Source organism: Exiguobacterium sp. s121 (assembly GCF_018617245.1).
In the GTDB taxonomy this organism is placed as follows: domain Bacteria; phylum Bacillota; class Bacilli; order Exiguobacteriales; family Exiguobacteriaceae; genus Exiguobacterium; species Exiguobacterium profundum.
The window spans coordinates 799,555-823,332 of record NZ_JACSJV010000001.1 but is presented as its reverse complement, the minus strand read 5'-3'; the positions used below and the strand labels follow the sequence as shown (position 1 = coordinate 823,332).

The following is a 23,778-nucleotide window of genomic DNA, read 5'->3' as shown; positions in this document are numbered from 1 at the left end:
ACTCAATCCATATTTAACAAAAAATCGGTCGAATTTAGCGACCGATTTTAAATGCTGTACCTACTTCATATTCGTCATCTAATACTAAAATTCCTTTTTCTTGCGGGGCGTTCGGAAGGTTTAATTCACGGGCAGAACAAATCATCCCGTGTGAACTCTCACCGCGGAGTGCAGATGGACGGATAATCAAACCAGTCGGCATCACCGCACCCGGTTTTGCGACAACGACTTTTTGTCCGGTTGCTACATTAGGTGCGCCACATACAATCTGAACAGTCCCTTGGTCGATTTGAACTTGGCAGATCGACAATTTGTCAGCGTCCGGGTGCTTCACTGCGCTTTCGACATAACCTACGACAAACTTCGGTGTCACGTCAACCCACGAAAAGTCCTCTTCAATCCCGTTGTCATTCAAGATGCTTTGCAACTGTTCCACTAATCCTACTGTCAACTCAACCGGACCATTCCATCCTGTCACATCAACATGTTGACTCGCTTGAAACAGGTTGTACCCGTTCACTTCCCCGTCTGCTGACTTGACGATTGCCACATCTCCCGTCCGCTCGACAGATTGATGATGTCTTTCTCCTTCTTTCAACAACACCATGAGTACATCACCGATTCCTTCTCGGTTGTAAAACACATTCATTTGCATACGTTCCTACGTCCCTTCTTTCAAACTCATCTCACTTATTTTATCAGATTATGTGTTCGATGGCGGGGTCTTTTTTCCGACAATAAAAATCGGTTCAAGTTCCCCCGCCTCATAGTGAAAGGCGAGTGCAGTTATAGGAATCCGACCATTTGTGAAGAAATCAAACATCAATTGCTGCATCGCATCATATCCTTGGTCATTTCGAATGTCCGCAACGATCATCACATCCTGATGTGGGACACCGACGAGCATATCCCCTTCAATCCGTCGTTCCATCATCCGGAGAAACTCATCATTTAACACACGAGACGCCTCGTAGCCATCGCGAGTTGATAAGAAGTAGAAGGGATTCCCAGCCACTTCGTCTTGCTTCATCTCGGTCGGTAGTTTTTTCACATTCTCACGGGCGATTCGTTCGATGCGGTCGAGCGTCATCTCATCCGAAAGGTGCCGTTCTTCAATCAATCGATACCCGTTCCCGCGGTCCAGCGCATAAAAAATAGCGGTCTCGGCCGTGTGCGGGGTGAATGCAAGTGTTTCTCCATTTTTTGTCGTCTTCGAGAAAGAGTTCGAACGAATGACCGGATAGATGGCATCTTCATTTCCCGTGAGGGAGATGTGATCATCCGCCTTCATCGCTGATTCGATATACTCGATGACTTCATCGACGGCAACCGTACCGCGTGTCTTAGCCTTTGCTACAATCGGCGCAAGGCGAATATTGACCCCAAAACGGTCAGATTTTCGTTCGACGCGCAGCACCTCATTCTCACGGTCGTAAGAAGTACGGTATTCCTCATTAAAATGCGATTCTAGATAACGTCTTAGCTCATTCCGTTCCATGAAGACTCACCCTAATCCGTTCAAGAAAGCTTCAACCTGTTCCGGCGTCTTCCGTTCACGACCGACGTAGCGATCAACCTCTTTGCCATTTTCAAACGCAACAAAGCTTGGGATGCCAAAAACATCAAGTTCTTGCGCAAGTTCCATGAACTCGTCACGATCGACGTAATAGAACGTCCATGCTTCAAATTTCTTTTCGATTTCTGGCATGAATGGGTCAAGGAATCGGCAATCCCCACACCATGTCGCTGAAAACATAAGGACACTTTTCGCTTCTTTTGCTTCCATATATTCTGCCATTGTGGATAGTCGTTTCATGATTATCACTCCTGTTCGTTTTTTCCTCACTTATAATAGCATAAGTCAAGTCACACATTCTGCTCTGCTGTTTGTTATAATCAAAGCCGAAACTAGTTGAAACAGGTGAAGCTGAATGAAATTAACACGCGAAACGTTAAACCCTGAAATGAAGCACCCTCTTGAACAGATGGTCGGTGTATTTGGAATGCTTGCCATTTTGCGATACGGCTACTTGTTTATTGACACTGATAAAACGAGACTAGAGATCTTGATTTGGCTCGTTGTCGGTTTCGCCGTCATTTATGTGCTCGAAAAATATCTCAAGAAATTGGCACGTCACTTACCCATCGTTCGAAAGCGTTTCTTGATCCCCATTTACGTGATTGTGCTCATGTTATTCTTAATCAGTTTCCGCGTCCCTCGTGAGACGGTTGAGTCCGTGAAAATGTGGTTCGGAATTGGATGAAAAAGAGCAACGTTCCTCGAAACGTTGCTCTTCTTTAGTAATCAATTTTTAAATCATTCGGTTGAATCCGACCGGTTCTTCGCAAGACTGCGTATACCGCGTAGCTCAATAGAGCTGGTCCGATTATGAGGAAACCAATGACGACGAGAAAGGTGTACCAAGTAAAGCCCATTGTTTCGAGCATGACGATTGGACCGACAAGCCCACTTGTTCCCATGCCCGCCCCCGCAGCGACACTTTCCAGTTCAAACAACAGAATCGCGATTGGTGCCAATACAGCACCGGCCATTGTCGGCGGAAGGAGAATCCAAGGGTTTTTCACAATGTTCCCGACTTGAAGCATCGAGGTGCCAATCCCTTGAGCAATCGCCCCACCGACTCCGTTATCACGATAACTCGTGATGGCAAACCCGATCATCTGAGCCGCACAACCGACAGTCGCTGCACCAGCGGCAATCCCATTCAAACCGAGCATCAATGCGATGGCAGCACTTGAAATCGGTGCCGTTAACGCAAGTCCCATCAATGTCGCGACGACCACTCCCATGAACAACGGCTGTTGCTCCGTCCCCCATTCAATCCAACCACCGAGTTGCGTCATGAACAGGCCGACATACTTGCCGATATACGTTGCTGTGAGATAGCCTACGGCAATCGTAGTGAACGGCGTCACTAGAATATCTAGCTTCGTCGATTTAGAGACGAGTTTTGAGACTTCGACCGAAAGAATTGTCGCAGCGTAGCTTCCTGCCGGGCCGAACTCATATCCAAATGCCCCGACAACGAGCGCAGAAAACAAAATGAGCGGTGGCGCCTCTAGCGCATAGGCGATGGCAATCCCGATTGCCGGTCCGGTCAAGCTCATGGCAACATCCCCGATTTGAATCAATGTGGCACTCATCCCTGTGAACGTCGTCCCTTCGAGCTGACCTCCGATTGTTTTCATGATCAGACCGATGATTAATGTACTAAACAAACCTAGTGCCATATAACTTAGCGCCGTCACAAAATAAAGCGACGGGCTCAATGAGATTCCTTTTTTCTTGAACATAACATATCCTCCTTACCCTTATACAAGTGTCTTGTCATAAGTAATATACATGTATAAACACCTTTATCAGTATAAGACGTTTTCATGAAATAGCAAGAACATCCACAAAAAAAAACCGTTCACTCATCTTTCGAGTGAACGGAATGTTTGACTTAACGAGATGGACGTAGCGTTTCAAGTGTCGAACGATCAAGTCGCTTGACTAACGCTTTGAGTAACGCTTTTGCTGCATCATAGTCATCTGTATGAAGAATTGAAGCATGTGTATGGATATAACGAGATGCGACGCCAATGACGGCTGTCGGCACCCCTTCTCCGCTCATGTGCACGCGCCCCGCATCGGTACCGCCTGGTGAGACGAAATATTGTGTTTTAATGTTTTCGTCTGAAGCCGTATCGAGTAAGAAATCACGCATTTCAGGAGACATGATCATGACGCGATCTAGAATTCGAATCAAAGCTCCCTCACCGAGCTGACCGAACTCCGTTTTACTCCCTGAGGCATCATTTGCCGGTGAAGCATCGAGTACGAGTGCCACATCTGGCTGAATCAATTCAGATGCCGTCTGCGCTCCACGTAGTCCGACTTCTTCTTGTACGGTAGCACCCGAGAACAAGATGTTCGGGTGATCGGCTTTTGTCGTTTCCTCCAACAATTCAATCGCAAGACCGACGCCATAACGGTTGTCCCAAGCTTTGGCCATAATCTTTTTCGGGTGATGAAGTGGGGTGAATGCGCTCGATGGGACAGCAGGGACCCCTGGACGTACACCCCATGACTCTGCTTCTTCTTTAGAATCTGCTCCGATGTCGATAAACATCTGCTTGATGTCCATCGGCTTACCCATCGCATCTGGTCCTAACAAATGAGGCGGTGTCGAAGCGACGACACCCGGGATTTTACCGTTCGACGTGATGATGTCGAAGCGTTGTGCCATGAGCACTTGGCTCCACCAGCCACCGAGTGGTTGTATGTAAAGCATGCCGTTCTCGGTAATCCGTGTCACCATAAAAGCGACCTCATCCATATGTCCGGCTACCATGACTTTCGGTCCCGACTCATCTCCGACACGTTTCCCAAAAATTGATCCGATGCCATCCGTGACAATCTCATCTGAATGGGGTTCAATTCGTCCACGTACAAATTGACGAACTTCAGACTCGAACCCAGGAGCTCCTGGAAGTTCTGTTAGCGTCTTAAATAAATCTCTCGTCTTCTGATCCATCTTTCATCATCCTTTCCTAACCGTTCTTGTCTCATTATATACAAAAGTTTTGACAGGATGCGAATGCTTTTCATTCCATTCGGGTACAGGTTTTGGTACGATGTACATGATAGCCATAGTTCAAGGGGAGGTAGTCATATGAAAAAAAGGTATTGGTTTATTGGAATCGGGGTTGCCGTCATTGCCGCACTTATGACGAAAAAAGCTTTAGATGAACGTAGCTTATCTGCAGAAAACGCGTTAGAGTACACAAAACGTGCTTTCTCAGCAAAAGGTCATGTCCAAGGGGCATGGATTTCTGCATCACCGGAGATCTACACATACGACGGCCGTGAATACGACGTCTACAAAGGTGGCATCTCGGTTCTTGAGAACGATGAAGAGAAAACATATGAGTTTACAGTCGACTCTGAGACTGGCGCATTACTCGAATATGCATGATACGAAACCGACGAATGATTCGTCGGTTTTTTTGTTTAGTTCCCTTGAAAGAGTGGAAAATTGAAATTGGTAGTTTTCAATTTAAAAAAGGAGTGATCTCGCGTGAAGAAGCTAATCGGTGAAGCAAGTGAACTCGTATCGCAAATGGTTGAAGGGATGGTCCATGCCCATCCTGAAGTGTATGGTCGAGTCGACGGTGTGAATGTCATCTGTCGGGCTGACGGAGCGAAGTCTGGAAAAGTCGGTCTCGTCTCTGGAGGCGGTAGTGGTCACGAGCCAGCACACGCCGGATATGTCGGGGACGGTATGCTCGATGCGGCAGTTTGTGGGGAAGTGTTCACTTCTCCTACTCCGGACATGGTGCTTGAAGGAATCAAAGCAGCTGACGGTGGAAACGGCGTTCTCTTGATTGTGAAAAACTATTCCGGCGACGTGATGAACTTTGAGCTCGCCGCAGAACTGGCCGAAGGAGACGGCATCAAAGTCGACCACGTCGTCGTCGCAGATGACGTCGCCATTTCGAACAAAGAAGATCGCAGAGGGGTTGCCGGAACCGTCTTCGTCCATAAAATCGCGGGAGCTGCCGCTGCTAGCGGGAAGTCACTCGAAGAAGTCAAATCCATCGCCGAGAAAGTAGCGTCTCACGTTCGCTCCATGGGGATGGCAGTCGAACCTTGTTATATGCCGGTGAGCGGTAAACCTGGGTTCGACTTGAACGAGGAAGAGATGGAGATTGGCATCGGGATTCACGGGGAACGAGGTGTTGAACGGAAACCGACGAGTGATGTCGACCAAATCGTCGACGACCTCCTCAGTCACCTGAAAAAAGAAGTCGAGCCAGGAGAAGTTGCCGTCATGGTGAATGGAATGGGTGGAACGCCACTATCTGAGCTGTATGTGACGTATCATTTCGTTGCAGAAAAACTTGAAGCTGCTGGATATACCCTCAAACGAAAGTATGTCGGTAACTACATGACTTCACTCGAGATGCATGGGTTCTCCATCACGTTACTCCCTCTCGATGATGAGATGACGACGTATCTCGACGCTCCTTCAGCAGCACTCGGATTCAAAATTTAATAAATGAGGTGTTTGGTTTATGTTGACGATTGATCGGATGAAGCAGGCGTTACGCGACGCACAAGTTGGCATCGAAGAGCAAAAGGATACGTTGACCGATTTAGACCGGGCCATCGGCGACGGTGACCATGGGATCAACATGTCTCGTGGTTTTGATGCGGTCGCTACAATTTTAGATGAGGATTATGATTCTCTTGGAGCACTTAGTAAAAAGGTCGGGATGACCCTCATGTCGAAAGTCGGCGGTGCGGCCGGCCCTTTATACGGTTCAGCTTTCGTGAAGATGGCAAACAAGTTCGGGGATGCGACCGAAGCGGACTTTGGCTTACTCAAGGAGGCACTTCAGGAAGGTTCGAATTCTATCAAAGCACGAGGGAAATCGGAAGTCGGCCAAAAAACGATGGTCGACGTGTGGGACCCGTTCCTCGAGCAAGTCCAACAAGGGGAAGATTATAAACAGAAATTAGACGCACTTGTCCAAAAAACAGAAGATATGGTGGCCACGAAAGGAAGAGCCTCTTATTTCGGAGAAAACTCTCGCGGAACCGTTGATCCGGGTGCCCTTTCTAGCTCAATCCTTTTGGCCGCGATTATGAAGGAGGTCGATTGACATCGTTGAATTGATCATCGTCTCGCACAGCGAAAAAATTGCGGAAGGCATCCAAGATTTGATGAAGGAAATGGCACCGTCCGTGCCCATTCATCTAGCTGGTGGCCTTGAGGATGGCGCTATCGGAACGGACGTGAATCGCATCTTATCAGCGCTCGATCAGGTCGAAGGAGAAGCACTTCTCCTCAGTGATATCGGATCGGCGACAATGAATGCGGAACTCGCCATCGATATGTACGAAGGTGACAAACATGTCGAATTTTTCGATGGTCCAATTGTCGAGAGTGCCTTCATCGCCTCCGTTTCTTCAGGAAATGGGATGTCACTAACTGATATCGTCGGACAGTTAAAACAACAGTAAAAAGTACCCCGTTCTCTTGAACGGGGTACTTTCATTTCTTATCTTGGGTTGTCATTCTTTTCATATACGGCATTCATATATGAACTTGTTGAATAGAAACGTGGTACAACCAAGAACAAAATGAGTGCTGGAATCGCAATCAATAGAAGCAAGACCAATACCGGTAACCAATAGACGATCTGTTGACCAAGCATGTCGATGTTCGCGTCCGCAAACTCTGAGGCTCCTTCTACTTCTACGAGATCCGCTGATGTAAGAATCTTGTTGTCTGTCGCATCAAAGTAATGGTACTCGGTTTTACGTGTGATGAAGATCCCATCACGAATCGTATCGAGCTCTACGACAGCCGCGATGACTTCGTTGCCGTTTGAATGGCGAAGCGTCTCTTCTTTGATGATTTCAGCTGTTCCTTCTTTATAGTCGTAATGCGTTGCTTTCAAATCCTCTTCGAGAGCGTCTAAGAACGCTTCGTTCGCTGAGGTATTCATTGGTGCGATTGTTAGAATGAAGATTACTGCAAGCAGGCTTGCCCATGCTTTTTTCAACATCCCCATGTTCCCCCTTCTCTTATTCCAGTTTAGCGTCATTCCTATTGTACCAAGAAGAAAGAAAAAAGTGTGAAGAAAATACTATTAAAATAAGAAAAAAGCGTGTCAATTTTTCGGACGGAAGACGGCTTCCATTCGGTAAATCGGCTGACCGAGCGCACTAAAGCGCTCTTCATACTCTGTTCGAATATTATCTTCTGGTTCATTGACATGTAAATCTAGTGAAATTTCTGTGAAGAACATCCCGTATTGACTCATACTCTGAAGCGAATATTCAAACAATCCACGGTTGTCCGTCTTGAAATGAATCTCTCCTGCTTTCGGAAGAATCGCCTCATATGTCGCCAAAAACGTCTTATACGTTAGACGTCGTTTTGCATGTCGTGTCTTTGGCCACGGATCGGAGAAGTTTAAGTATACGCGATCGACTTCCCCCGCTTCAAAGTAGTCGACGAGTCGTTTCGCATCGACCGTCAATACTCTCACGTTCGGCATCGGGGTTTCGACTAATTTTTGTACGATGGAAACGGCTACGCTCTCAAACAACTCGATCGCAATGAAGTTCACATCCGGGTGTTGTTTCGCCATCCCTAAAATAAATTGTCCTTTTCCTGAACCGACCTCGATAAAGAGCGGGTGGTCATTCCCGAATTCAGTGCTCCAGTTACCTTTCAACTGTTCAGGATGGTGAATAAATACATGTTCTTGAGCTTCCATATATTCTTTTGCCCAAGGCTTATGTCGTAAACGCATGAAAATCCTACCTTTCGTTCATCAAATGTTCAAGTTTAATGGGAATATGCACGTTACGGACGAGCAGTCCTCTTGCGATTATACACGAAATCATAGTTTAATGAACGTGAATCATCCTTCACAAGGAGGTTAAATACAATGAGTACTTTAGATCAGTTCCTTATTTTTTATGCAGCTCCACTGACGTTTTTTGCTGGTGTCATCGCAACGTTCGTTTGGGCTTACTTTATGAATCCAGATGACATTTAACACATTCAAAAAGGGGTGGCGAACAGCCATCCCTTTTAATTGATTCGTTCGTACGCCTCGTCCATCAGCTCACGTAATACATGAAATCCTTCAGTTCGCGCAGAGTCATTCTCTTCCCCATAGATTGTCAAAATCGTCTGGGCGATTGCATACCAATGCATTCGATTATGGAGCTCACTCGAGACACGTAACCCGTAATGAGAGAACCAGCGCTCCCACTCCACTTCATCCATATAGCTATATACAACCATCGCCAAATCGAACGCGCGGTCTGCAATGATCGCATCATCCCAATCCGTCAAATAGAGTAGGCCGCTCTCATCCTCAATCCAATTATTATGGTTTAAATCAGAATGACAGACGACGAATTCTTGCTCGTCGACTTTTGGCAAATGGTGTTTTAGCCATTGAATGGCTTCTCCGATGATTGGGTCTGTTTCATCTTGTTCATATGCCTCACACTGACGGAGCAACAAGTGCGGCGTCACCGGTGTGTGGTTCAGCTGTTGCAACATGAATAATAGCTCTTTCGAGTTATGAATCTTTCCGAGTTGCGCCGCGACATCAGGTCGTTTCATATCTTCTGGTGAAAGTTCGCGGCCTTCGATAAATTGTTGGGCGCTTAACACGTCCCCATTAAACATTCGCTTTGTCCAAAGAAGCTTTGGTACGATTCCTTCCGCTGACAAGATCGCCAAAAACGGAGAAGAATTTCGTTTGACAAAAATCTTCTGTTGGCGCGTCGTCGCTACATACGCTTCGCCCGTAATGCCTCCGGCTGAAGCGACTGTCCACTCTTTCCCGAGCGCACCGACTATATCTGAATACATATTCATCACGCTCAAATCTTACTTGAATTAAAGAGATACAATCAACATCTTAACACGCGAGAATCGTCATTGACAACGACTCGACTTGAATGTGTGTTGGGTTTCGTGCGAGCGGAACGAGACTCGCCGTTTCTCCTTGAACGTATACGTTCCATTTCGCATCGCTCTCGAATGAAAGCGAGTCGAACGTACCGTTCACATAGACGCGTACCCGTTGCCACGCATCATAAGAATGACTGGCCGTCAATTCATAGATAATGACGCCAGGAGGCGATGGGAGAAACGTGAAATGGTCAATGACTTCTTGTCTGGAATCATACCGGAAACATGTATGGAGTCGCCGTAACTTCAAGAGCGTCTTCACATACTCGATGTCTTTGATTCGTGTGTCACGAAGATCCCAATCAAAATGATTGATGTGATCGGGTGAATTATAGCTATTTTCGACACCCTGTTTCGTCCGCCCAAACTCTTGACCGGCATGGATGAACGGGATGCCTTGGGATGTGATGACGACCGCATTAGCAAGACGTTGCATGGCAAGACGAGTCGTTTCATCGACTCCTTCACAAGACAACATTAACTTGTCATAGATCGTATAGTTGTCGTGAGCTTCGGCATAATTGATGGAATAAGTCGGACTCGGGAAACGACCGACCGTTACGTTCGGAATGTGGACGGCTCCAGTAAGACATTCTCGAAGTTCCCACTCTCGCCACTCATTCCCGGAGATGAATCCACGTTCCCTGTCATTAAACGTCGACCCCTTCAACGCATCTCGAATCATATCGTTGAAATGTCCGATGCGAGGCATGCGTGCAGCATTTTGTGACGTCGCCTTCAATGACTGTCCAAGCGGTGTCGCCAAGTCCCACCCTTCTCCATAGACGAGAATTGAGGGATCAATCTTATCGAGCGCGGCCCGTACTTGATTCATCGTTTCGACATCATGAATCCCCATTAAATCGAAGCGGAACCCATCCACTTGATAGGTTGTTGCGAAATACGTCACGAAGTCGACAATCATACGTCGCATCATATAGCGTTCTGACGCCGTGTCATTCCCGACACCGGTTCCGTTCGCTATCGTCCCGTCGTGCTCGTATCGAAAATAATAGTATGGTACGAGTGCTTCGAGTGGGGATTGTTCTCGAATATAAATATGATTCATCACGACGTCTGTAACGACTCGAAGACCAGCTTGATGCAAGTCAGAGACGAGTGTCGCATATTCGAACACACGACTCATCGGCACATCCGGTCTTGAGGCATAACTTCCTTCAAGTCCGAACCAATGAATCGGGTCATAGCCCCAGTTGTACGGCATACGCGTTGTCTCATCGACACTTCCAAAATCATGGACAGGAAGCAACTGGACATGGGTCACGCCAAGTTCTTTTAAATAGTCGAGTCCGGCACTATTGCCTTCTTTCGTCCGAACTCCTTTTTCAGATACCCCACCGTATAGTCCTTTTAATTGACTCATCGATGAGGGATGGCTTGTAAAATCCCGAATGTGAAGTTCATAGATGACGGCATCCGTTGCCTTCCATAAAGGGGGGCGCGCGGCTCGTTCGACCTGTTTATTGACAAATCGTGAGACATCTTGTAGTACGCCATACTCACCGTTCAAACTGACGGCTCGCGCATAAGGATCGACGACTTGCCTCGTATCGACCGGTGTTTTCACTTCTAAGCGATAAAACATACCTTGGAACGCTTGTGGTATTTCACCACTCCATTCCCCGCGTGCGCCGCGGTTCATGTGAAATCGCTCAATTTCTCTGTGATTCGTATCATCATGCACTGTAATCCACATGGATAAAGCAACCGGAGACCATACCGTCACTTCCATTCCGTGCGGCGTAAACGATACGCCGAGTGGACCATCATATGAGAAACGACGTTCAAATTCCTCTGATCGGACGATTTCTCGTGGTACGACAACCGTCGTCTTATGACCCGGATGGCAGACGGTGTACAACGTTTCTAAAGAGATTGGTTCGTTTAAACGAAGGATTTGTTCGATCTTCCCGGATTCCGTCACAAACTGTTGCTCGACGAGATAGTCGACCGGGCGTCCATTCTGTTCGATTTGTACTGGAACGGATTCATATTCGCGCACAATCTCAAGTTGTATGGTCTCAAATGATACGAAAGACGCGCTCTCGATGGTCACATGTGAGGCGGTCTTTTGATCTGGTGTGTGATGCATATGCGTCCCTTCCTCTCAATCACTGATCCATGAATTGACGAAACGGCAACTTGGCAGTCACTTCTAATATGGTAGCAACGTCACGAATCTGCTGTGCTTTTACAATCGGTGCACGACCGTTCACTTGTTTCATCCATTCCGTATATTCATTACGACCGATATATTGGGTCGATCGAACACTTGGAACGTTATCAAAATATCCATTTGTCGCAATGACGACTTTTTGTAGCACGCCCGCATAATGCGGTAGAACTTGACGAATCAGTTCCTCTGTCCGTGTCAATGCAATCAGCGGGTTCACTACACGGGTATTTTCCCCTTTCAGCGGTTGATGAATCCATGTCTTCTCTTTCGATATGTGATAGATGCTTCGATCGCCTTCAAGCCATTCTACGATATAAAGGTGCGTCGGTCCGACGATGACATGACTCAATTCAACCATCGCACCATTCCATTCGATGACCGGTCGATACAAGAAAAAGTGTCGTTCGTTCCAATCGGTGCGCATCACACGATAAGCGAAGTCACGAATAAACGCCAGATGCGGTAAATCTGTCTCAAGCACCCCTTCGCAAGCGAATTGAAGCTTTTGGATATGCCGGCGCTCTCGTAACAACTTTTGATATTGTGATTCAGAGAGCGGCTTCGGCTCCAATTCGATTCGTTCCGTCTTCGCCCAAAACTTCCACCACGGTCGGTCAATTTCGAGCACTTCGACCGGGTTTAAGCGATTGTTTTCATGAAGGCGCTGTAGACGTGCCGTATCGGATTCCACATATTCCAAATAACGATTATATTGATCTAATACATCACGTTCATATTTTGAGATTACGTCAAAAATTTTAACCGGGATTGCCATATATCCTCCTCTGGCCGTCTTAGCGGAAATACGTCTACTGCTCGGTAAGCAGGTGTATGAGTCGGCTGTACTTCATATAAAATTAATTCTTCTACTGATTCCGTCGCGTGAAATTCAGGGGGGACGTACGGGACACGCTCCCCTTCGCCCCATTTTTTAGCGAGCGTCACGTGAGGGACAAACGACTTCCGGTCCAATCTTGGAATCACATCAACTAGTTCATGGCGGAGGGTATGCGCCAACCGTTGAAGGGGTTCAGAATCATCCGGAACGATGGTCAAAACGCGGGGCCGATCCGGTCGCCCAAAATGGTCGATGGCTCGAAACTCCAACGTGAATGGTAATGTTTTCTCACAAATTCTACGCGTGATTTCTTTTACTTCGTCTAATTCATCCCCATCCACGCTTCCTAAAAATTGCACTGTCATATGGAACTCTTCCGGTCGATAGATTCTTCGATACGAATAATAAGGTAAGATGGTTTGCTGTACGTCAACCAATTCAGTCGCTTCAATGGGAATCGCAATAAAGTAATGCGTACTCATCTCATTCATCCTTTCAGGTTGCGACGTGACATTCCGATCCAAATCAACGCTCCTAGTGCCGTGACGATGGTATACATCCAAAACACGCCTAAAATATCGTCAAGTTCAATGATTTTACCACTCAGCATATTAAATCCAGCTGTCGCGAGCCCGGACGTCAATGCCATATATACCCCGATGGCCGTCGAGGAAACTTGCCGATCGACGAGCGTCCGAACGAATTGAAGTGCGACGGGAATCAAAAGTCCGACGACGAGACCTTGTGCAATCGCGAGGAGCCACACGACCCAAATCGGTGGTTCTAACGCAAGTACCCCGTTCCGAACTGCCGAGATGATAGCGGCCCCGACAAGAACGCTGACGTTTCCATAGCGTTCAACCAATTGGGACGCCACTTTCATAAACGGGATTTCAAATAACACTGCCACGAGGAATAGCGTTCCGACCAACGTCGTCGAGCCACCGCTGTTTGTCACGTAAAGGCCGAAATAATAGTTATTCGCGTAAATCGGTCCGAAGACGAGCATCCCACCACATAAGAAGAATACAAAGCGTTTGTTCCAAACAGCCGTCCATGAGAGCGGCGCCAACGTCACATCGCGAATCGAACTTTTCTCAGGAATCATTCGAACAAATACGCTGCCAAGTATTAGTAAAACAGCGCTCAACACGAATGTACTAGCTAGTCCCCACGTGCTATCAGAGATTCGTCCCATTGCAAAGACGGCAATGGCAAATCCCGCTGATCCAAAGAGTCGAATTGCACCGTAATCAACTTTCGACCGCGTCGTATAGTCGAGTGTCATCATGTCCACAAGCGGGATGTGAGCACATTGGAAAACGGACCAAATCACCATAAGTATGACAATCCAAATGTAAGAGGTCGCCACTAAAAACGTGAGAGAAATGAGTGCGGCGCTTAGCATCGCCAAAATCAACCAGGCACGGACTCTCCCCGTCCGGTCGGTCAACATCCCCCACAATGGTTGCACGCCGATGGATAGAATCGGTAAGATGGCCACCACAATCCCGACTTGGCTAGGTGTCAACCCAAACTTAGTTTGTGAAAAGTATAAGGTCATATAAGGGATCAATGCCCCTTGCGCGAAGAATATCGCGACGTATACAGACTGAAACAATCTTTTTTGCGAATCCAATGATAACTTCCTTCCTAAAGGACAGAGAGCCGACTATACCAGCCAGCTCTCCTTGTTTCTTATTTAGCGAGCTCGTAAATGGCCTCAGCATAGATTGCCGCGGCACGTAATAAATCTTCTATCTCCATATATTCATCGACCTGATGCGCCACATCTTTAGCACCTGGGAACAATGCACCAAATGCGACACCTGCCTCGAGCGAACGTGCATACGTTCCGCCTCCGATGGCCATCAAGTTTGCATGTTCTCCCGTTTGACGCTCGTACACGCCTGCTAGTGTCTTCACGAGTGGGTGATCTTCTGCCACATGATGAGGCGGCATATGTTGACGGGTCTTCAACTCGAACCCAAATGACAAAGCGATTTCACGTAGGTTTTGTAACCGTTCTTCGAATTTGGCCGTATACGGATAGCGAATGTTGACCGTCGCCGTACGCTCTTCTTCATTGTATCGGAAGACGCCGCCATTAATCGTCAAGTCGCCCGTCTCATCGCTCGCTTCAATCCCAAGCGAAATCCCACGAGAATCGGCGAATACGTGACGAACGAATTCAACATAGCGCTCGCCTTGAATATCAAGTGGAAGATGTAACAAGAATCCAGCGAGGACGTAGGCCGAGTTGACCCCGTTATCCGGTTCCATCGCGTGCGCCGCTTTTCCTTTCATCGTAAACGTATATGTGCCACGGTCGTATTCACACGTTCCGTCCGCTTCATATTTTTCGAGATAGGCCTCGAACTTCTCCTCGAGTACCTCATCCGTCTTCAATTCGGCTTTCGCGAAGTCCGGCACCATATTCGGACGCTCCCCACTCGTGAATGACACGAGATGGTAGGCAGAACCTGGTACACGTTGAATCGGTAATTGAGTCAACACACCATCATACAACCCTTTTTCAGCATTGATGATCGGGAAATCCGCATCTGGCGCAAATCCATACGTCGGCATTTGTTCTTGTTTGAAATACTCGCGGACACAGCGCCATTCGCTCTCTTCATCGCAACCTGCAATCAAACGGACCCGCTTTGAAAGTGGTAGCCCGAGCTCTTTGACAATTCGTAGCCCGTAGTATGCAGCCATAGATGGCCCTTTATCATCGTTACTTCCGCGTGCCACAATTTTCCCATCAGTCGTGATGGTCGGGTTGAACGCGCCATACGTCCATCCCTCCCCTGCTGGGACGACGTCAAGGTGACATAGGATGCCGACGATTTCCTCCCCGTCTCCATATTCCAAATGTCCCGCATAACCTCCGACGTCTTTTGTTTTAAATCCATCTCGCTCACCGATTTCAAACATGTAGTCAAGCGCTTGACGAACCTCCGGACCAAACGGCATGTTCGGCGCAGCTTTCGATTCATCGAGTACGCTAGGGATTTGAAGTAACCCTTTCAAATCTTCTAAAAATGCGTCTTTACGATTGTCGACTTCCTGTCTCCAATTCATGTTCATCTCCCCTTTTGCGAATGTTCTCTCCCTTACTAGTATATCCAAATGTATGAAAGACGAACATTCATTTAGAAAAGTTTTTTTCGTTCGTGTTTCAGCTTCATTTCAATGTAAAAATATAATCTTCATTCGATATTTACGTTCATAATCAAATCTTTACAAACAGATTGTTCGTGCTTTCCACTTGCATTTTTGCTCAAGAGCGGTATACTAAAGGTGTAATTTTAGAAAATAACAATTTTATATTTCATTTTGTCGTCTGTAGGTATGGTTTATCATTATTCTACACATTGGGAGGTTATCCAATGAAAGGCTCAACAGATCGGATGTTAACGCGCATCAAGTCCATTTATTTGTTCATCAATGAAAGGGAATCCGTTACCACTTCAGAACTAGTAGAAGAGTTCGGCATCACGTCACGTACCGTGCAACGTGATTTGAACGTACTTGAGTACAATAACCTTGTGGAGAGCCCTAGCCGTGGCACGTGGACTTCATCAAAACGTTCACTCAAGACGGCAAATTGAATTGTATATGTATATTCAAGAGACCTGGCGTTCAGGTCTCTTTTTTATGAATGAAGGTTTTGTGGTTTTAGATTGTATCAATTGCTTAAGATGAGGTGATGATGTGAAAGAAGAAATAATGAAGTACATAGAGGACAATTTCCCAAACCTATCTGGAGAAGTCCATCTAAGATTCGAACTTGGCGAACCGTATAAAAACGGAACGGATGAGAGAATAGAGCAAGTTGTAAACAGAGTGACTACATTGTTCGAGGAAGTGTTTCAATCTGATGATTACATCCATATCTTTATCAAGGATTGGAACGAAACAGAGGACATCATGTTCGGGAATACCACTCCCGAATTTTTGTATGGTTTATTCATGAAACAACAGATTGAAGAAGAAACGTTATTTGAATTAAATGAAGATATTGACGAAATAACAGGGGAATTTATAGAAATCAAACATGAATATAAAGCAAAATTTGTATCCTCGCAGATCAAGTCAATCTCTTACGAGAAAATCCTTAGAGGTATAGGAAATTACGAGCAAGGAAGAGAACCTTCAATTGGACAAGCTGTTTACTTTATTAGCACCGAAAAGAACATCGTGTTTCATATGTACGATGATCGAGGTTGTATCATAAGTTCAAATGAAGTTGAACCACTTGTTCCTTTGTATCACAGATATAACGACTGGTTGGTTGACTCTTGGCGTGATGATTTTGATGCCATTTTCAAAAAGATATAATCGAAAAACAGAGCTTTTTATACAAAAAGAGAATCCGTCCCATCAGACAGATTCTCTCATCTTCTTATGATTGAAGAAACAGTTGAACTTCTTCTTCCGTCAACTCACGATATGCCCCGAGCTCAAGCGTCTCATCGAGTTCTAACTTTCCGATTTGAACACGCTCCAATCGTTCGACATGTTTGCCGACCGCCGCGACCATTCTTTTCACTTGGTGATATTTCCCCTCAGACAACGTGAGGCGAATGACCGACCGACGTCCGCTCTTGCTCAGTATTTCAAGACGGGCCGGCTTCGTCGTATATCCGTCCTCTAACTCGACCCCATTCGCGAACGTCTTGATATCCTCTACTGTCATCTCCCCGTCGACCTCGGCGATATATACTTTGTCGACGTGCTTGCGAGGTGACATGAGCGCATGATTGAACGCGCCATCGTTCGTGATGAGGAGCAGTCCCGTCGTATCCTTATCGAGACGACCGACCGGGAAGAGGTCATAATGGGCATACTCTGGATCAATCAACTCGATGACTGTCGTCTCGACTTGATCTTCAGTCGCACTGATGACCCCTTCCGGCTTGTTCATCATGAAATAGATGTAGGGACGATACTCAACCACTTCCCCGAACACCGTGACTTTCTCTGATGCTGGGTCGACGTGCCGTTTCGCATCTTTTACAGGTGTCTCATCGACTCGCACTGCCCCTTGTTTCAATAAGATTTTTACATCTTTTCGTGAACCATATCCCATGTTCGATAGCAATTTATCAATTCGCATTATCCGTTCCTCCGATATTCAAAGCGTTTCCCTAGTAATTTCCCTGCGAGATGGCTCCGCCACCCGAGGTATCCATATACGAGAACGCCGATTGTCACTCCCACGATTGTCGCAAAGATGTCGTTCCCCCAACTCGCTTCATCATTCATTGTGACGAGAAGAGAGAGGAAGACGGCTGCGAACATCGCCCCACCCATCAAGAACATCAAGATGGTACGACGAAGCAGTTGCTTATATGGGAAGTGGAGCGTTCGTTGAATCATCCACACCATGAGAATAATGGCCACGATGTATCCAGCGATGGTCGCGTACCCGGCTCCGATTCCGCCGAGCCAATAGACGAGCGGTACGTTCAATGCAAGTTTCGTCAACAGTCCCATCGATGTGGCAAAGATGGTGAAGTACTGACGGTTGATCCCTTGGAGGATCGCAGCCGCGACCGAGTAATAGGCCAAGAAGAATGCACTTGGTGCGTAGTGGAACAAGTATACCCATCCTTCACGGTCACCCGGGAACAAGGTGCCAAACAATGGCTCCGCAAGTGCCACGAGACCAATGACCGCAGGAATCGTCACGAAGAACGAGACTTGGAAAATATGGTTTACTTGATTTCGAACTTTTTGCATGTCCCCTGTCGTGAACGAACGAGTCACAAGCGGAATCGTCGCCATCGACACACTCGCTGCCACAGAGACTGGAATCAACACAATTTTATGGGCGTTTCCGGTCAAAAAGCCATACGCTGACGTCGCTTCAGAAACGCTCGCACCCGAGCTGAGTAACGTATTGACCATCGTCAATTGGTCAATCAATTGATAGAGAGGGGTCGATACCCCGACCATCACGATTGGAATTGAATAGCTAAGCAATTCAAGCAATAACGATTTCATCGAGCGAACCGGTGTGCCCGCTGGATTCTCTGTCTGACGATGAATGTCCTTCCGACGCTTCCAATACATGATGAGCACGGCGAAACTACCGATTGCCCCGATGAACGCACTGAACGTCGCAATCGTGACCGCGATGACTTTCAATCCGTTCAATTCAGTCGTTTCAACGGATTGCGTCCCTCCGAGGGCATTGGCAATCGGTTGAATGAAGTTTGAATCCGCAAAGACGAACAAGACGAGCATCGTTCCACTGAGAAGGAACAGGATGCGTACAATCTGTTCGACGACTTGTGAGATTGCCGTCGGAGCCATATCTTGATGTCCCTGGAAATAACCGCGTACCATACTCATCGCCGGGATGAGCAGTAACGCAAAACTGACGCTTCGTGTCACGAGGGTGAGCGAGTCAATGTATTGCTGATTGTTCTCCGAGTTTCGGACCATCAGTTCGGATAGCCATGGTGCCGCAAAAAAGAGTAATAAAAAAGCGACGACACCGGTCGCAAGCATCAGCTTCATCCCTTGTCGGAACAGTCGTTGACTCGTCCCGTATTCTCCTAGTGCATTATATTTTGCGATAAATTTCGAAACGGCGACGGGGATCCCTGCCGTCGAAATGGAGATCATGATCGCATAATACGTATATGCCGCTTGATATAATGTCACTCCGGCAATCCCGACCATCGCTTGGAACGGGAACGTGTACAATAGTCCTAACATTCGGGAAATCAAGTTTCCCGCTGATAAAAGAAGCGTTCCTTTGACGAAGGAGGCTCTTCCAGAATCTTGTTTGGCGCTTGATGACATGAGGTACCTCCATCTATAAATCAACGATTTCAATGAATTCGGTTTTACAAAACAACCGCTTCTCATTATACTCTTACTGTTACGGATAATAAAGTTACGATAATTTTACTAATCATATAGATGAAGAAATGAGGAGATACCCTATGAAAGATGTCATCGTCATCGGTGGAGGACCGAGCGGGCTCATGGCAACGTATGCAGCGGCAAAAAGTGGCGCTTCGACCTTGCTGATTGATAAAGGTTCAAAACTTGGTCGGAAATTGGCCATTTCAGGTGGAGGACGTTGTAACGTCACGAACCGAAAGCCAATCGATGAGTTGATTCAGTTCATCCCAGGCAATGGTCGTTTCTTATACAGCGCCCTTGCTCAGTTCGACAATCAATCGATTATCGACCTCTTCACTGGATTCGGGATTCCGCTGAAAGAAGAGGATAATGGGCGCATGTTCCCTGTGACGGATAAGGCACAGGATGTGGTCAACACGTTGCTTCGGGCGATTGAAGACCTCGGCGTCGAGATTCGAAAAAAGGCTGAAGTCAAAACGCTACATTTTAATGAAGAAAACGAGTTTCATGCGGTCGAGTTGATGGACGGTGAGATGCTCGAGGCAAAAGCTTGCGTCGTCGCGGTCGGCGGTCAGTCTGTCCCGCACACCGGTTCGACCGGGGACGGCTATCCATGGGCAGAGAAGGCCGGACATACCATCACGGAACTCTTCCCGACAGAGGTGCCCATCAAATTGAACGATTCGTTCATCGGAACGAAACAACTTCAAGGATTATCGTTACGGGACGTCGCATTGACGGTACACGGCAAAAAAGGAAAGGCCATCAAGACGCACCAAGGCGACATGATCTTTACCCATTTCGGGATCTCTGGTCCAATCGCACTCCGTTGCAGTCAATATACGATCAAAGAACGGAAGCGCAGCAAAGAACAGGTCGTCCTCTTGTCACTCGACTTCTTCCCGGACACGTCACGAGATGCGCTCGTTCAGGAACTGTGGAACCAAGTACAGAGCCAACCGAAGCGTGCCGTTAAAAACGTATGGAAAGGCTACATCCCTGAGCGACTTCTTGACTTATTGCTCGAAGAACTCGCATTTGGAGAAGAAGATGCGAGTCAGTTGAAAAAGCAATCCGTCATTGATTTCGCAACACGTTTGAAAATGTTCGAGATGCACGCCGTCGGGACACTCGACTTTGATAAAGCGTTCGTCACAGGTGGCGGCGTTTCGGTTAAAGAAGTTGCACCACAGACGATGATGTCAAAGAAGGCACCAGGTCTCTTCTTTGCAGGTGAAGTACTCGACATTCATGGATACACAGGTGGCTACAACATCACGGCCGCCTTCACAACGGGACATTGCGCCGGATCGCATGCAGCCGAACTGGCGACAGGGCGGTAAAAGGTTCGGTCAAACGCATCGTCTGCGTTCTATCATGATCACTAAACAATTAAAAGGTTTGATCCTGTCTCATTCAGGGTCAAGCCTTTTAACATTCTTTTCAACTTAATTTTCCAATTCCATCACATCTCGATACTTGTATTTTTCTAAAATCTCATGATCTTCTTTGAAGGTCCATTCGGGAATCGACAGTTCTGGGTGCGCCGTCAAATAGTCATGGAGCACATCCCTCCCTAGAATATAGTTACTCCAACGTGGCATATCTTTTTGATAATTACCGACTACAAAATCGGTGAAGGACGTTTCATAATCATTCACTCGACTCGCAATATGTTTCATGGTCGCTTCATCAACGTCTACATACCACGGTGGCGTTACCCCTTTGACAATGCGGTCGGCAAACGCATCCGCTTTCCCTTCAATAATCACTGACTCGAGAATCGAACTCAGGTTATATTCGTTTTGATCACGAAGAATCAGATGATGGTATTCATGAGCCATCGAATGGGCTAACACACCTTTGTCAAAATCTGTATCAAGAAACAAGATGAAGGTGTCTTTATACGCTTGGGCGCCTACCCCTTCAATCGGTCCACTATCGTAGAAGAATTCAGGATTATACGGTGCGATAAACACCATGCCCTTCTTTTTAGGGAGAATTTGATTTGAATCTGCATATGTCGATGCAATAATCTCTTTAATCTCGTCATGCTGCTCGATTAATTTGTCTAACTGCTTCAGCAATTGTTGCTTATGAGGAGTCGGCTTTAGTGAAAAGCTCGTTTTTAATATAGATGTATCGATCTTTTCTTCCTCTCCGACTTCCCCTATGTAATCCAATACATATTTTTTGAAGTTTTGTTTATTTTCCTCCGCATCGGTTGTTTCAAGGGATGCGTTCAAATATTGTTGGTATTGGGTATAGAGTGGGATGATTGTCAATTTATTCTCTTCATTGATTTCTATCGTTTCGATTGAAACGTCAGGCTCTGATTTTTTAGATTCTAACTCTTTTTCATCCTCACTACATGCTGTTAATAGAAGTGCTGAACTACAACATAGAATACCGAATAGCTTTTTCAGTTAAATGACCTCCATATCAATGATCAATATCCCTCATTCGCTTACTTATGTTAAATTATACCATTAATTACTCCCATAACCTTTCCAATCCCATCTAATATCAGCATGTCATCACGACCATCACAACAAAAAACGACTCGAACCCACTCTAATGAGGGCTCAAGCCGTTTATGGTTATTCTTTCCCTGCGATTTGACGACGCACTTCTTTTTCGAGCTCCGGCTCGGGCGGCATCCATCCTTCAGGTTTCATGACTTTATTGTCTGACTCGCGTAAGATCGGCTTCCCGTCCGGTCCAAGTTTCGCCATATTGGCGCGCTGGACGATTTCAAACAACGGAACGGGGTCGAGCCCGAGTTCAACGAAACTGCCCATCACAAAGTATAACGCATCCGTCAATGCATCCCCTTGTCCGACGAGGCGTTCCACATCATCCGACGGAGGTGCGTCTTGCAACGATTTTTGAACCGCCTTTTGGAATCCTACTTGGAATTGCTCGATGGCTTGTAAAAACTCTTCTTCCGATTCCGATGATTGATGCAAAAACTCGACGACCGCTTCCTCTGCCGTCCACACCGATCGTTTTGTCGCACGATCAAGCGTCAACGGTTGCGGCGATTTCGCTCCTGGATGTCCAAATGTCTCGTGGAATTGTTTCACTTCTTCAAAAAAGTAACGCTTGCTCATCTGTCATTCCCCCATGATCAGTCCACAGATACGAAGGCATCTAAATCGAATACTTCCGGGTGGACGATTGCAAAGATTTCATTGTCTTGTAAAAACATACCGGTCGAATCATACACACGAGGCGTCACCATCTGACCGTTGATGGTCCCTTCTTCTGGGTTGACCGTATAGAGAACGAGCTCCTCAGAGTCGAGCACGTAGACGCGTCCTTGCCTCTCGACTAGCCCAACTCCTTCGAACCGTTCGAATTTTTGCTGGATGGAAGCACTCATCCCGTCAGCAGATAACGCTTGTCGTGAATCAAGCATCCATTCGGTCTCGGGCTCTTGTTTCTCTTCTTCCGCTTCTTGTTCGTTCGACTCATTGTCAGGCGAGTCTTCAGTTGCAGCCGTTTCGCTCGAGGCATCGTCATTCGTCGAGACGTTTTCTATCGTTGAATCTTCCGATGATTCTTCTGTTTCTTGAGTATTCGTGTCAGCGTCAGTCGACGTTTCTGATGATTTGTCATCGGCCGGAGTCTCCGGTTCGATCTCCCGTTCTTCGACATAAAGGAGCTCAAGGTCCGGGGTATCCGCCAATCGGTTCATCATGAACAGCCGTTTCGTTTCCCGGTCATACCCAAGACCAAAGATTCGGTCTTCCGACACGAGTCCTTTGATTTGTTTACGTGGCCGCTCGACCCAGCGTCCTTCTTCTCGCTCGATTGTAATGAGCGTACCGTTCGCTGTCACCGCATACACAAGATTTTCTTCGACCATGCGCATCCCGATAAAGTCATCGAGGCGCTGTTTGCCTGAATTCTCAAGTTGGAGCACAGAGTTGACGCGCGTCCCGTTTCCGCTCACTTCAAAAAATTCAGCTTGTTCGGTTAAGACCAAATACGCCCCGATCGTGTCACTGTAATACACTTCATCGATTTGACTGATTTGTTCGAGGGCATCGGTCGTATCGATATCTTCATCATCCTGCGCAGCTTCCACGGGTGGAAGTGAGGCCGTTTGATGACTCGTTTGAATATCAATTTTTTCAAATGTCGAGGCGACCTGTCGTTGAATCTCTTCATCTGAAAAGACAAAAACATAACAAAGGATCACACCGACCACGACAGCACATAATGTCGTGTATAGCACATAAGAACGTTTCATGGACATGTCGTCCCCTTCTACTTCAGTATCGCCCTTTAGTGTATCAAAACCGTCCATAAAAGAAAATGACCTCACTAAAAAG

27 protein-coding genes are annotated in these 23,778 nt (G+C 46.8%); 9 read left to right on the top strand and 18 right to left on the bottom strand.

Annotation, left to right across the window (positions count from 1 at the left end; genetic code table 11):
• Positions 1-34 precede the first annotated feature (34 nt).
• Genes ytpR through KOG47_RS04200 form a run of 3 tightly spaced genes read right to left on the bottom strand, consistent with a single transcriptional unit; the run spans position 35 to position 1,816 of the window.
• Positions 35-649, bottom strand: a complete 615-nt coding sequence (gene ytpR, locus KOG47_RS04210; protein WP_159562551.1) for a YtpR family tRNA-binding protein — start codon at positions 647-649, stop codon at positions 35-37.
• A gap of 54 nt (positions 650-703) precedes the next feature.
• The gene (locus KOG47_RS04205) at positions 704-1,498 is read right to left on the bottom strand and encodes a DUF1444 domain-containing protein (RefSeq protein WP_215243807.1); all 795 of its coding nucleotides are present in this window, start codon (positions 1,496-1,498) and stop codon (positions 704-706) included.
• A 6-nt stretch (positions 1,499-1,504) separates the two neighbouring features.
• A complete protein-coding gene (locus KOG47_RS04200; protein WP_159562553.1) occupies positions 1,505-1,816 on the bottom strand; it encodes a thioredoxin family protein in 312 nt (103 codons plus the stop codon).
• A gap of 115 nt (positions 1,817-1,931) precedes the next feature.
• On the opposite strand from KOG47_RS04200, the gene KOG47_RS04195 reads away from it, so the two are divergent.
• Complete coding sequence (locus KOG47_RS04195; RefSeq protein ID WP_012726760.1) at positions 1,932-2,264, top strand: hypothetical protein; 333 nt, start codon at positions 1,932-1,934, stop codon at positions 2,262-2,264.
• A 34-nt stretch (positions 2,265-2,298) separates the two neighbouring features.
• Here the strand turns inward: KOG47_RS04195 and KOG47_RS04190 are convergent, their stop codons facing one another.
• Together KOG47_RS04190 and KOG47_RS04185 are read right to left on the bottom strand one after the other, a co-directional pair.
• Positions 2,299-3,315: a PTS sugar transporter subunit IIC gene (locus tag KOG47_RS04190; protein WP_215243806.1), complete on the bottom strand. Its 1,017-nt coding sequence runs from the start codon at positions 3,313-3,315 to the stop codon at positions 2,299-2,301.
• Between the two features lie 152 nt (positions 3,316-3,467).
• Positions 3,468-4,541 carry a M42 family metallopeptidase gene (locus KOG47_RS04185; RefSeq protein ID WP_214690717.1) on the bottom strand — a complete coding sequence of 358 codons (1,074 nt, stop codon included), beginning with the start codon at positions 4,539-4,541 and terminating at the stop codon, positions 3,468-3,470.
• A gap of 138 nt (positions 4,542-4,679) precedes the next feature.
• Between KOG47_RS04185 and KOG47_RS04180 the strand changes: the two genes are divergently transcribed.
• The 4 genes from KOG47_RS04180 (at position 4,680) to dhaM (ending at position 7,033) form a co-directional block, all read left to right on the top strand.
• The gene (locus tag KOG47_RS04180; protein ID WP_012726763.1) at positions 4,680-4,982 is read left to right on the top strand and encodes a PepSY domain-containing protein; all 303 of its coding nucleotides are present in this window, start codon (positions 4,680-4,682) and stop codon (positions 4,980-4,982) included.
• 102 nt (positions 4,983-5,084) lie between these two features.
• Complete coding sequence (dhaK, locus tag KOG47_RS04175; protein WP_074036462.1) at positions 5,085-6,062, top strand: dihydroxyacetone kinase subunit DhaK; 978 nt, start codon at positions 5,085-5,087, stop codon at positions 6,060-6,062.
• Between the two features lie 19 nt (positions 6,063-6,081).
• Entirely contained in the window at positions 6,082-6,672 is a 591-nt protein-coding gene (gene dhaL, locus KOG47_RS04170; RefSeq protein WP_214690716.1) for a dihydroxyacetone kinase subunit DhaL, read from the top strand.
• A 10-nt stretch (positions 6,673-6,682) separates the two neighbouring features.
• Positions 6,683-7,033, top strand: coding sequence for a dihydroxyacetone kinase phosphoryl donor subunit DhaM (gene dhaM / locus KOG47_RS04165; protein WP_256443656.1), 351 nt, complete (start codon positions 6,683-6,685; stop codon positions 7,031-7,033).
• 38 nt (positions 7,034-7,071) lie between these two features.
• Here the strand turns inward: dhaM and KOG47_RS04160 are convergent, their stop codons facing one another.
• Complete coding sequence (locus KOG47_RS04160; RefSeq protein WP_230872823.1) at positions 7,072-7,581, bottom strand: hypothetical protein; 510 nt, start codon at positions 7,579-7,581, stop codon at positions 7,072-7,074.
• A gap of 105 nt (positions 7,582-7,686) precedes the next feature.
• Positions 7,687-8,334, bottom strand: a complete 648-nt coding sequence (trmB, locus tag KOG47_RS04155; protein WP_215243805.1) for a tRNA (guanosine(46)-N7)-methyltransferase TrmB — start codon at positions 8,332-8,334, stop codon at positions 7,687-7,689.
• 138 nt (positions 8,335-8,472) lie between these two features.
• On the opposite strand from trmB, the gene KOG47_RS14905 reads away from it, so the two are divergent.
• Complete coding sequence (locus tag KOG47_RS14905; protein WP_012726769.1) at positions 8,473-8,583, top strand: hypothetical protein; 111 nt, start codon at positions 8,473-8,475, stop codon at positions 8,581-8,583.
• 35 nt (positions 8,584-8,618) lie between these two features.
• Here KOG47_RS14905 and KOG47_RS04150 read toward each other — a convergent pair whose 3' ends face one another.
• The 6 genes from KOG47_RS04150 to pepV are packed head-to-tail and all read right to left on the bottom strand — an operon-like array spanning position 8,619 to position 15,637.
• Positions 8,619-9,413, bottom strand: a complete 795-nt coding sequence (locus KOG47_RS04150; protein ID WP_215244183.1) for a phosphotransferase family protein — start codon at positions 9,411-9,413, stop codon at positions 8,619-8,621.
• A 49-nt stretch (positions 9,414-9,462) separates the two neighbouring features.
• Complete coding sequence (pulA, locus tag KOG47_RS04145; RefSeq protein WP_215243804.1) at positions 9,463-11,628, bottom strand: type I pullulanase; 2,166 nt, start codon at positions 11,626-11,628, stop codon at positions 9,463-9,465.
• Positions 11,629-11,647: 19 nt separating this feature from the next.
• A complete protein-coding gene (locus KOG47_RS04140) occupies positions 11,648-12,487 on the bottom strand; it encodes an NERD domain-containing protein (protein WP_215243803.1) in 840 nt (279 codons plus the stop codon).
• Positions 12,457-13,032: an RNA 2',3'-cyclic phosphodiesterase gene (thpR, locus tag KOG47_RS04135; protein WP_159562557.1), complete on the bottom strand. Its 576-nt coding sequence runs from the start codon at positions 13,030-13,032 to the stop codon at positions 12,457-12,459. The genes KOG47_RS04140 and thpR overlap by 31 nt, the downstream gene beginning before the upstream one ends.
• A 5-nt stretch (positions 13,033-13,037) precedes the next feature.
• Positions 13,038-14,189 (bottom strand): MFS transporter, encoded by a 1,152-nt coding sequence (locus tag KOG47_RS04130; protein WP_215243802.1) that lies wholly within the window; start codon positions 14,187-14,189, stop codon positions 13,038-13,040.
• Between the two features lie 59 nt (positions 14,190-14,248).
• Positions 14,249-15,637, bottom strand: coding sequence for a dipeptidase PepV (pepV, locus tag KOG47_RS04125; protein ID WP_215243801.1), 1,389 nt, complete (start codon positions 15,635-15,637; stop codon positions 14,249-14,251).
• Between the two features lie 308 nt (positions 15,638-15,945).
• Between pepV and KOG47_RS04120 the strand changes: the two genes are divergently transcribed.
• Both KOG47_RS04120 and KOG47_RS04115 read left to right on the top strand, forming a co-directional pair.
• On the top strand, positions 15,946-16,167 hold the full coding sequence (locus tag KOG47_RS04120; RefSeq protein ID WP_012726776.1) for a DeoR family transcriptional regulator: 222 nt from the start codon (positions 15,946-15,948) through the stop codon (positions 16,165-16,167).
• Positions 16,168-16,270: 103 nt separating this feature from the next.
• Positions 16,271-16,897 carry a DUF3885 domain-containing protein gene (locus KOG47_RS04115; RefSeq protein ID WP_215243800.1) on the top strand — a complete coding sequence of 209 codons (627 nt, stop codon included), beginning with the start codon at positions 16,271-16,273 and terminating at the stop codon, positions 16,895-16,897.
• A gap of 64 nt (positions 16,898-16,961) precedes the next feature.
• Here the strand turns inward: KOG47_RS04115 and KOG47_RS04110 are convergent, their stop codons facing one another.
• Together KOG47_RS04110 and KOG47_RS04105 are read right to left on the bottom strand one after the other, a co-directional pair.
• Positions 16,962-17,675, bottom strand: coding sequence for a pseudouridine synthase (locus KOG47_RS04110; protein ID WP_078147222.1), 714 nt, complete (start codon positions 17,673-17,675; stop codon positions 16,962-16,964).
• A complete protein-coding gene (locus KOG47_RS04105) occupies positions 17,675-19,372 on the bottom strand; it encodes a putative polysaccharide biosynthesis protein (protein ID WP_196430934.1) in 1,698 nt (565 codons plus the stop codon). The genes KOG47_RS04110 and KOG47_RS04105 overlap by 1 nt, the downstream gene beginning before the upstream one ends.
• Before the next feature lie 143 nt (positions 19,373-19,515).
• Between KOG47_RS04105 and KOG47_RS04100 the strand changes: the two genes are divergently transcribed.
• The gene (locus KOG47_RS04100; RefSeq protein ID WP_214690711.1) at positions 19,516-20,781 is read left to right on the top strand and encodes a BaiN/RdsA family NAD(P)/FAD-dependent oxidoreductase; all 1,266 of its coding nucleotides are present in this window, start codon (positions 19,516-19,518) and stop codon (positions 20,779-20,781) included.
• 105 nt (positions 20,782-20,886) lie between these two features.
• On the opposite strand, the gene KOG47_RS04095 is transcribed toward KOG47_RS04100, so the two are convergent.
• The 3 genes from KOG47_RS04095 to KOG47_RS04085 form a co-directional block, all read right to left on the bottom strand.
• Positions 20,887-21,723 carry a DUF2268 domain-containing putative Zn-dependent protease gene (locus KOG47_RS04095; RefSeq protein WP_251125250.1) on the bottom strand — a complete coding sequence of 279 codons (837 nt, stop codon included), beginning with the start codon at positions 21,721-21,723 and terminating at the stop codon, positions 20,887-20,889.
• 315 nt (positions 21,724-22,038) lie between these two features.
• Entirely contained in the window at positions 22,039-22,551 is a 513-nt protein-coding gene (locus KOG47_RS04090; RefSeq protein WP_214816178.1) for a pyrophosphohydrolase domain-containing protein, read from the bottom strand.
• 17 nt (positions 22,552-22,568) lie between these two features.
• Positions 22,569-23,696 (bottom strand): hypothetical protein, encoded by a 1,128-nt coding sequence (locus tag KOG47_RS04085; protein WP_251131801.1) that lies wholly within the window; start codon positions 23,694-23,696, stop codon positions 22,569-22,571.
• Positions 23,697-23,778 lie beyond the last annotated feature (82 nt).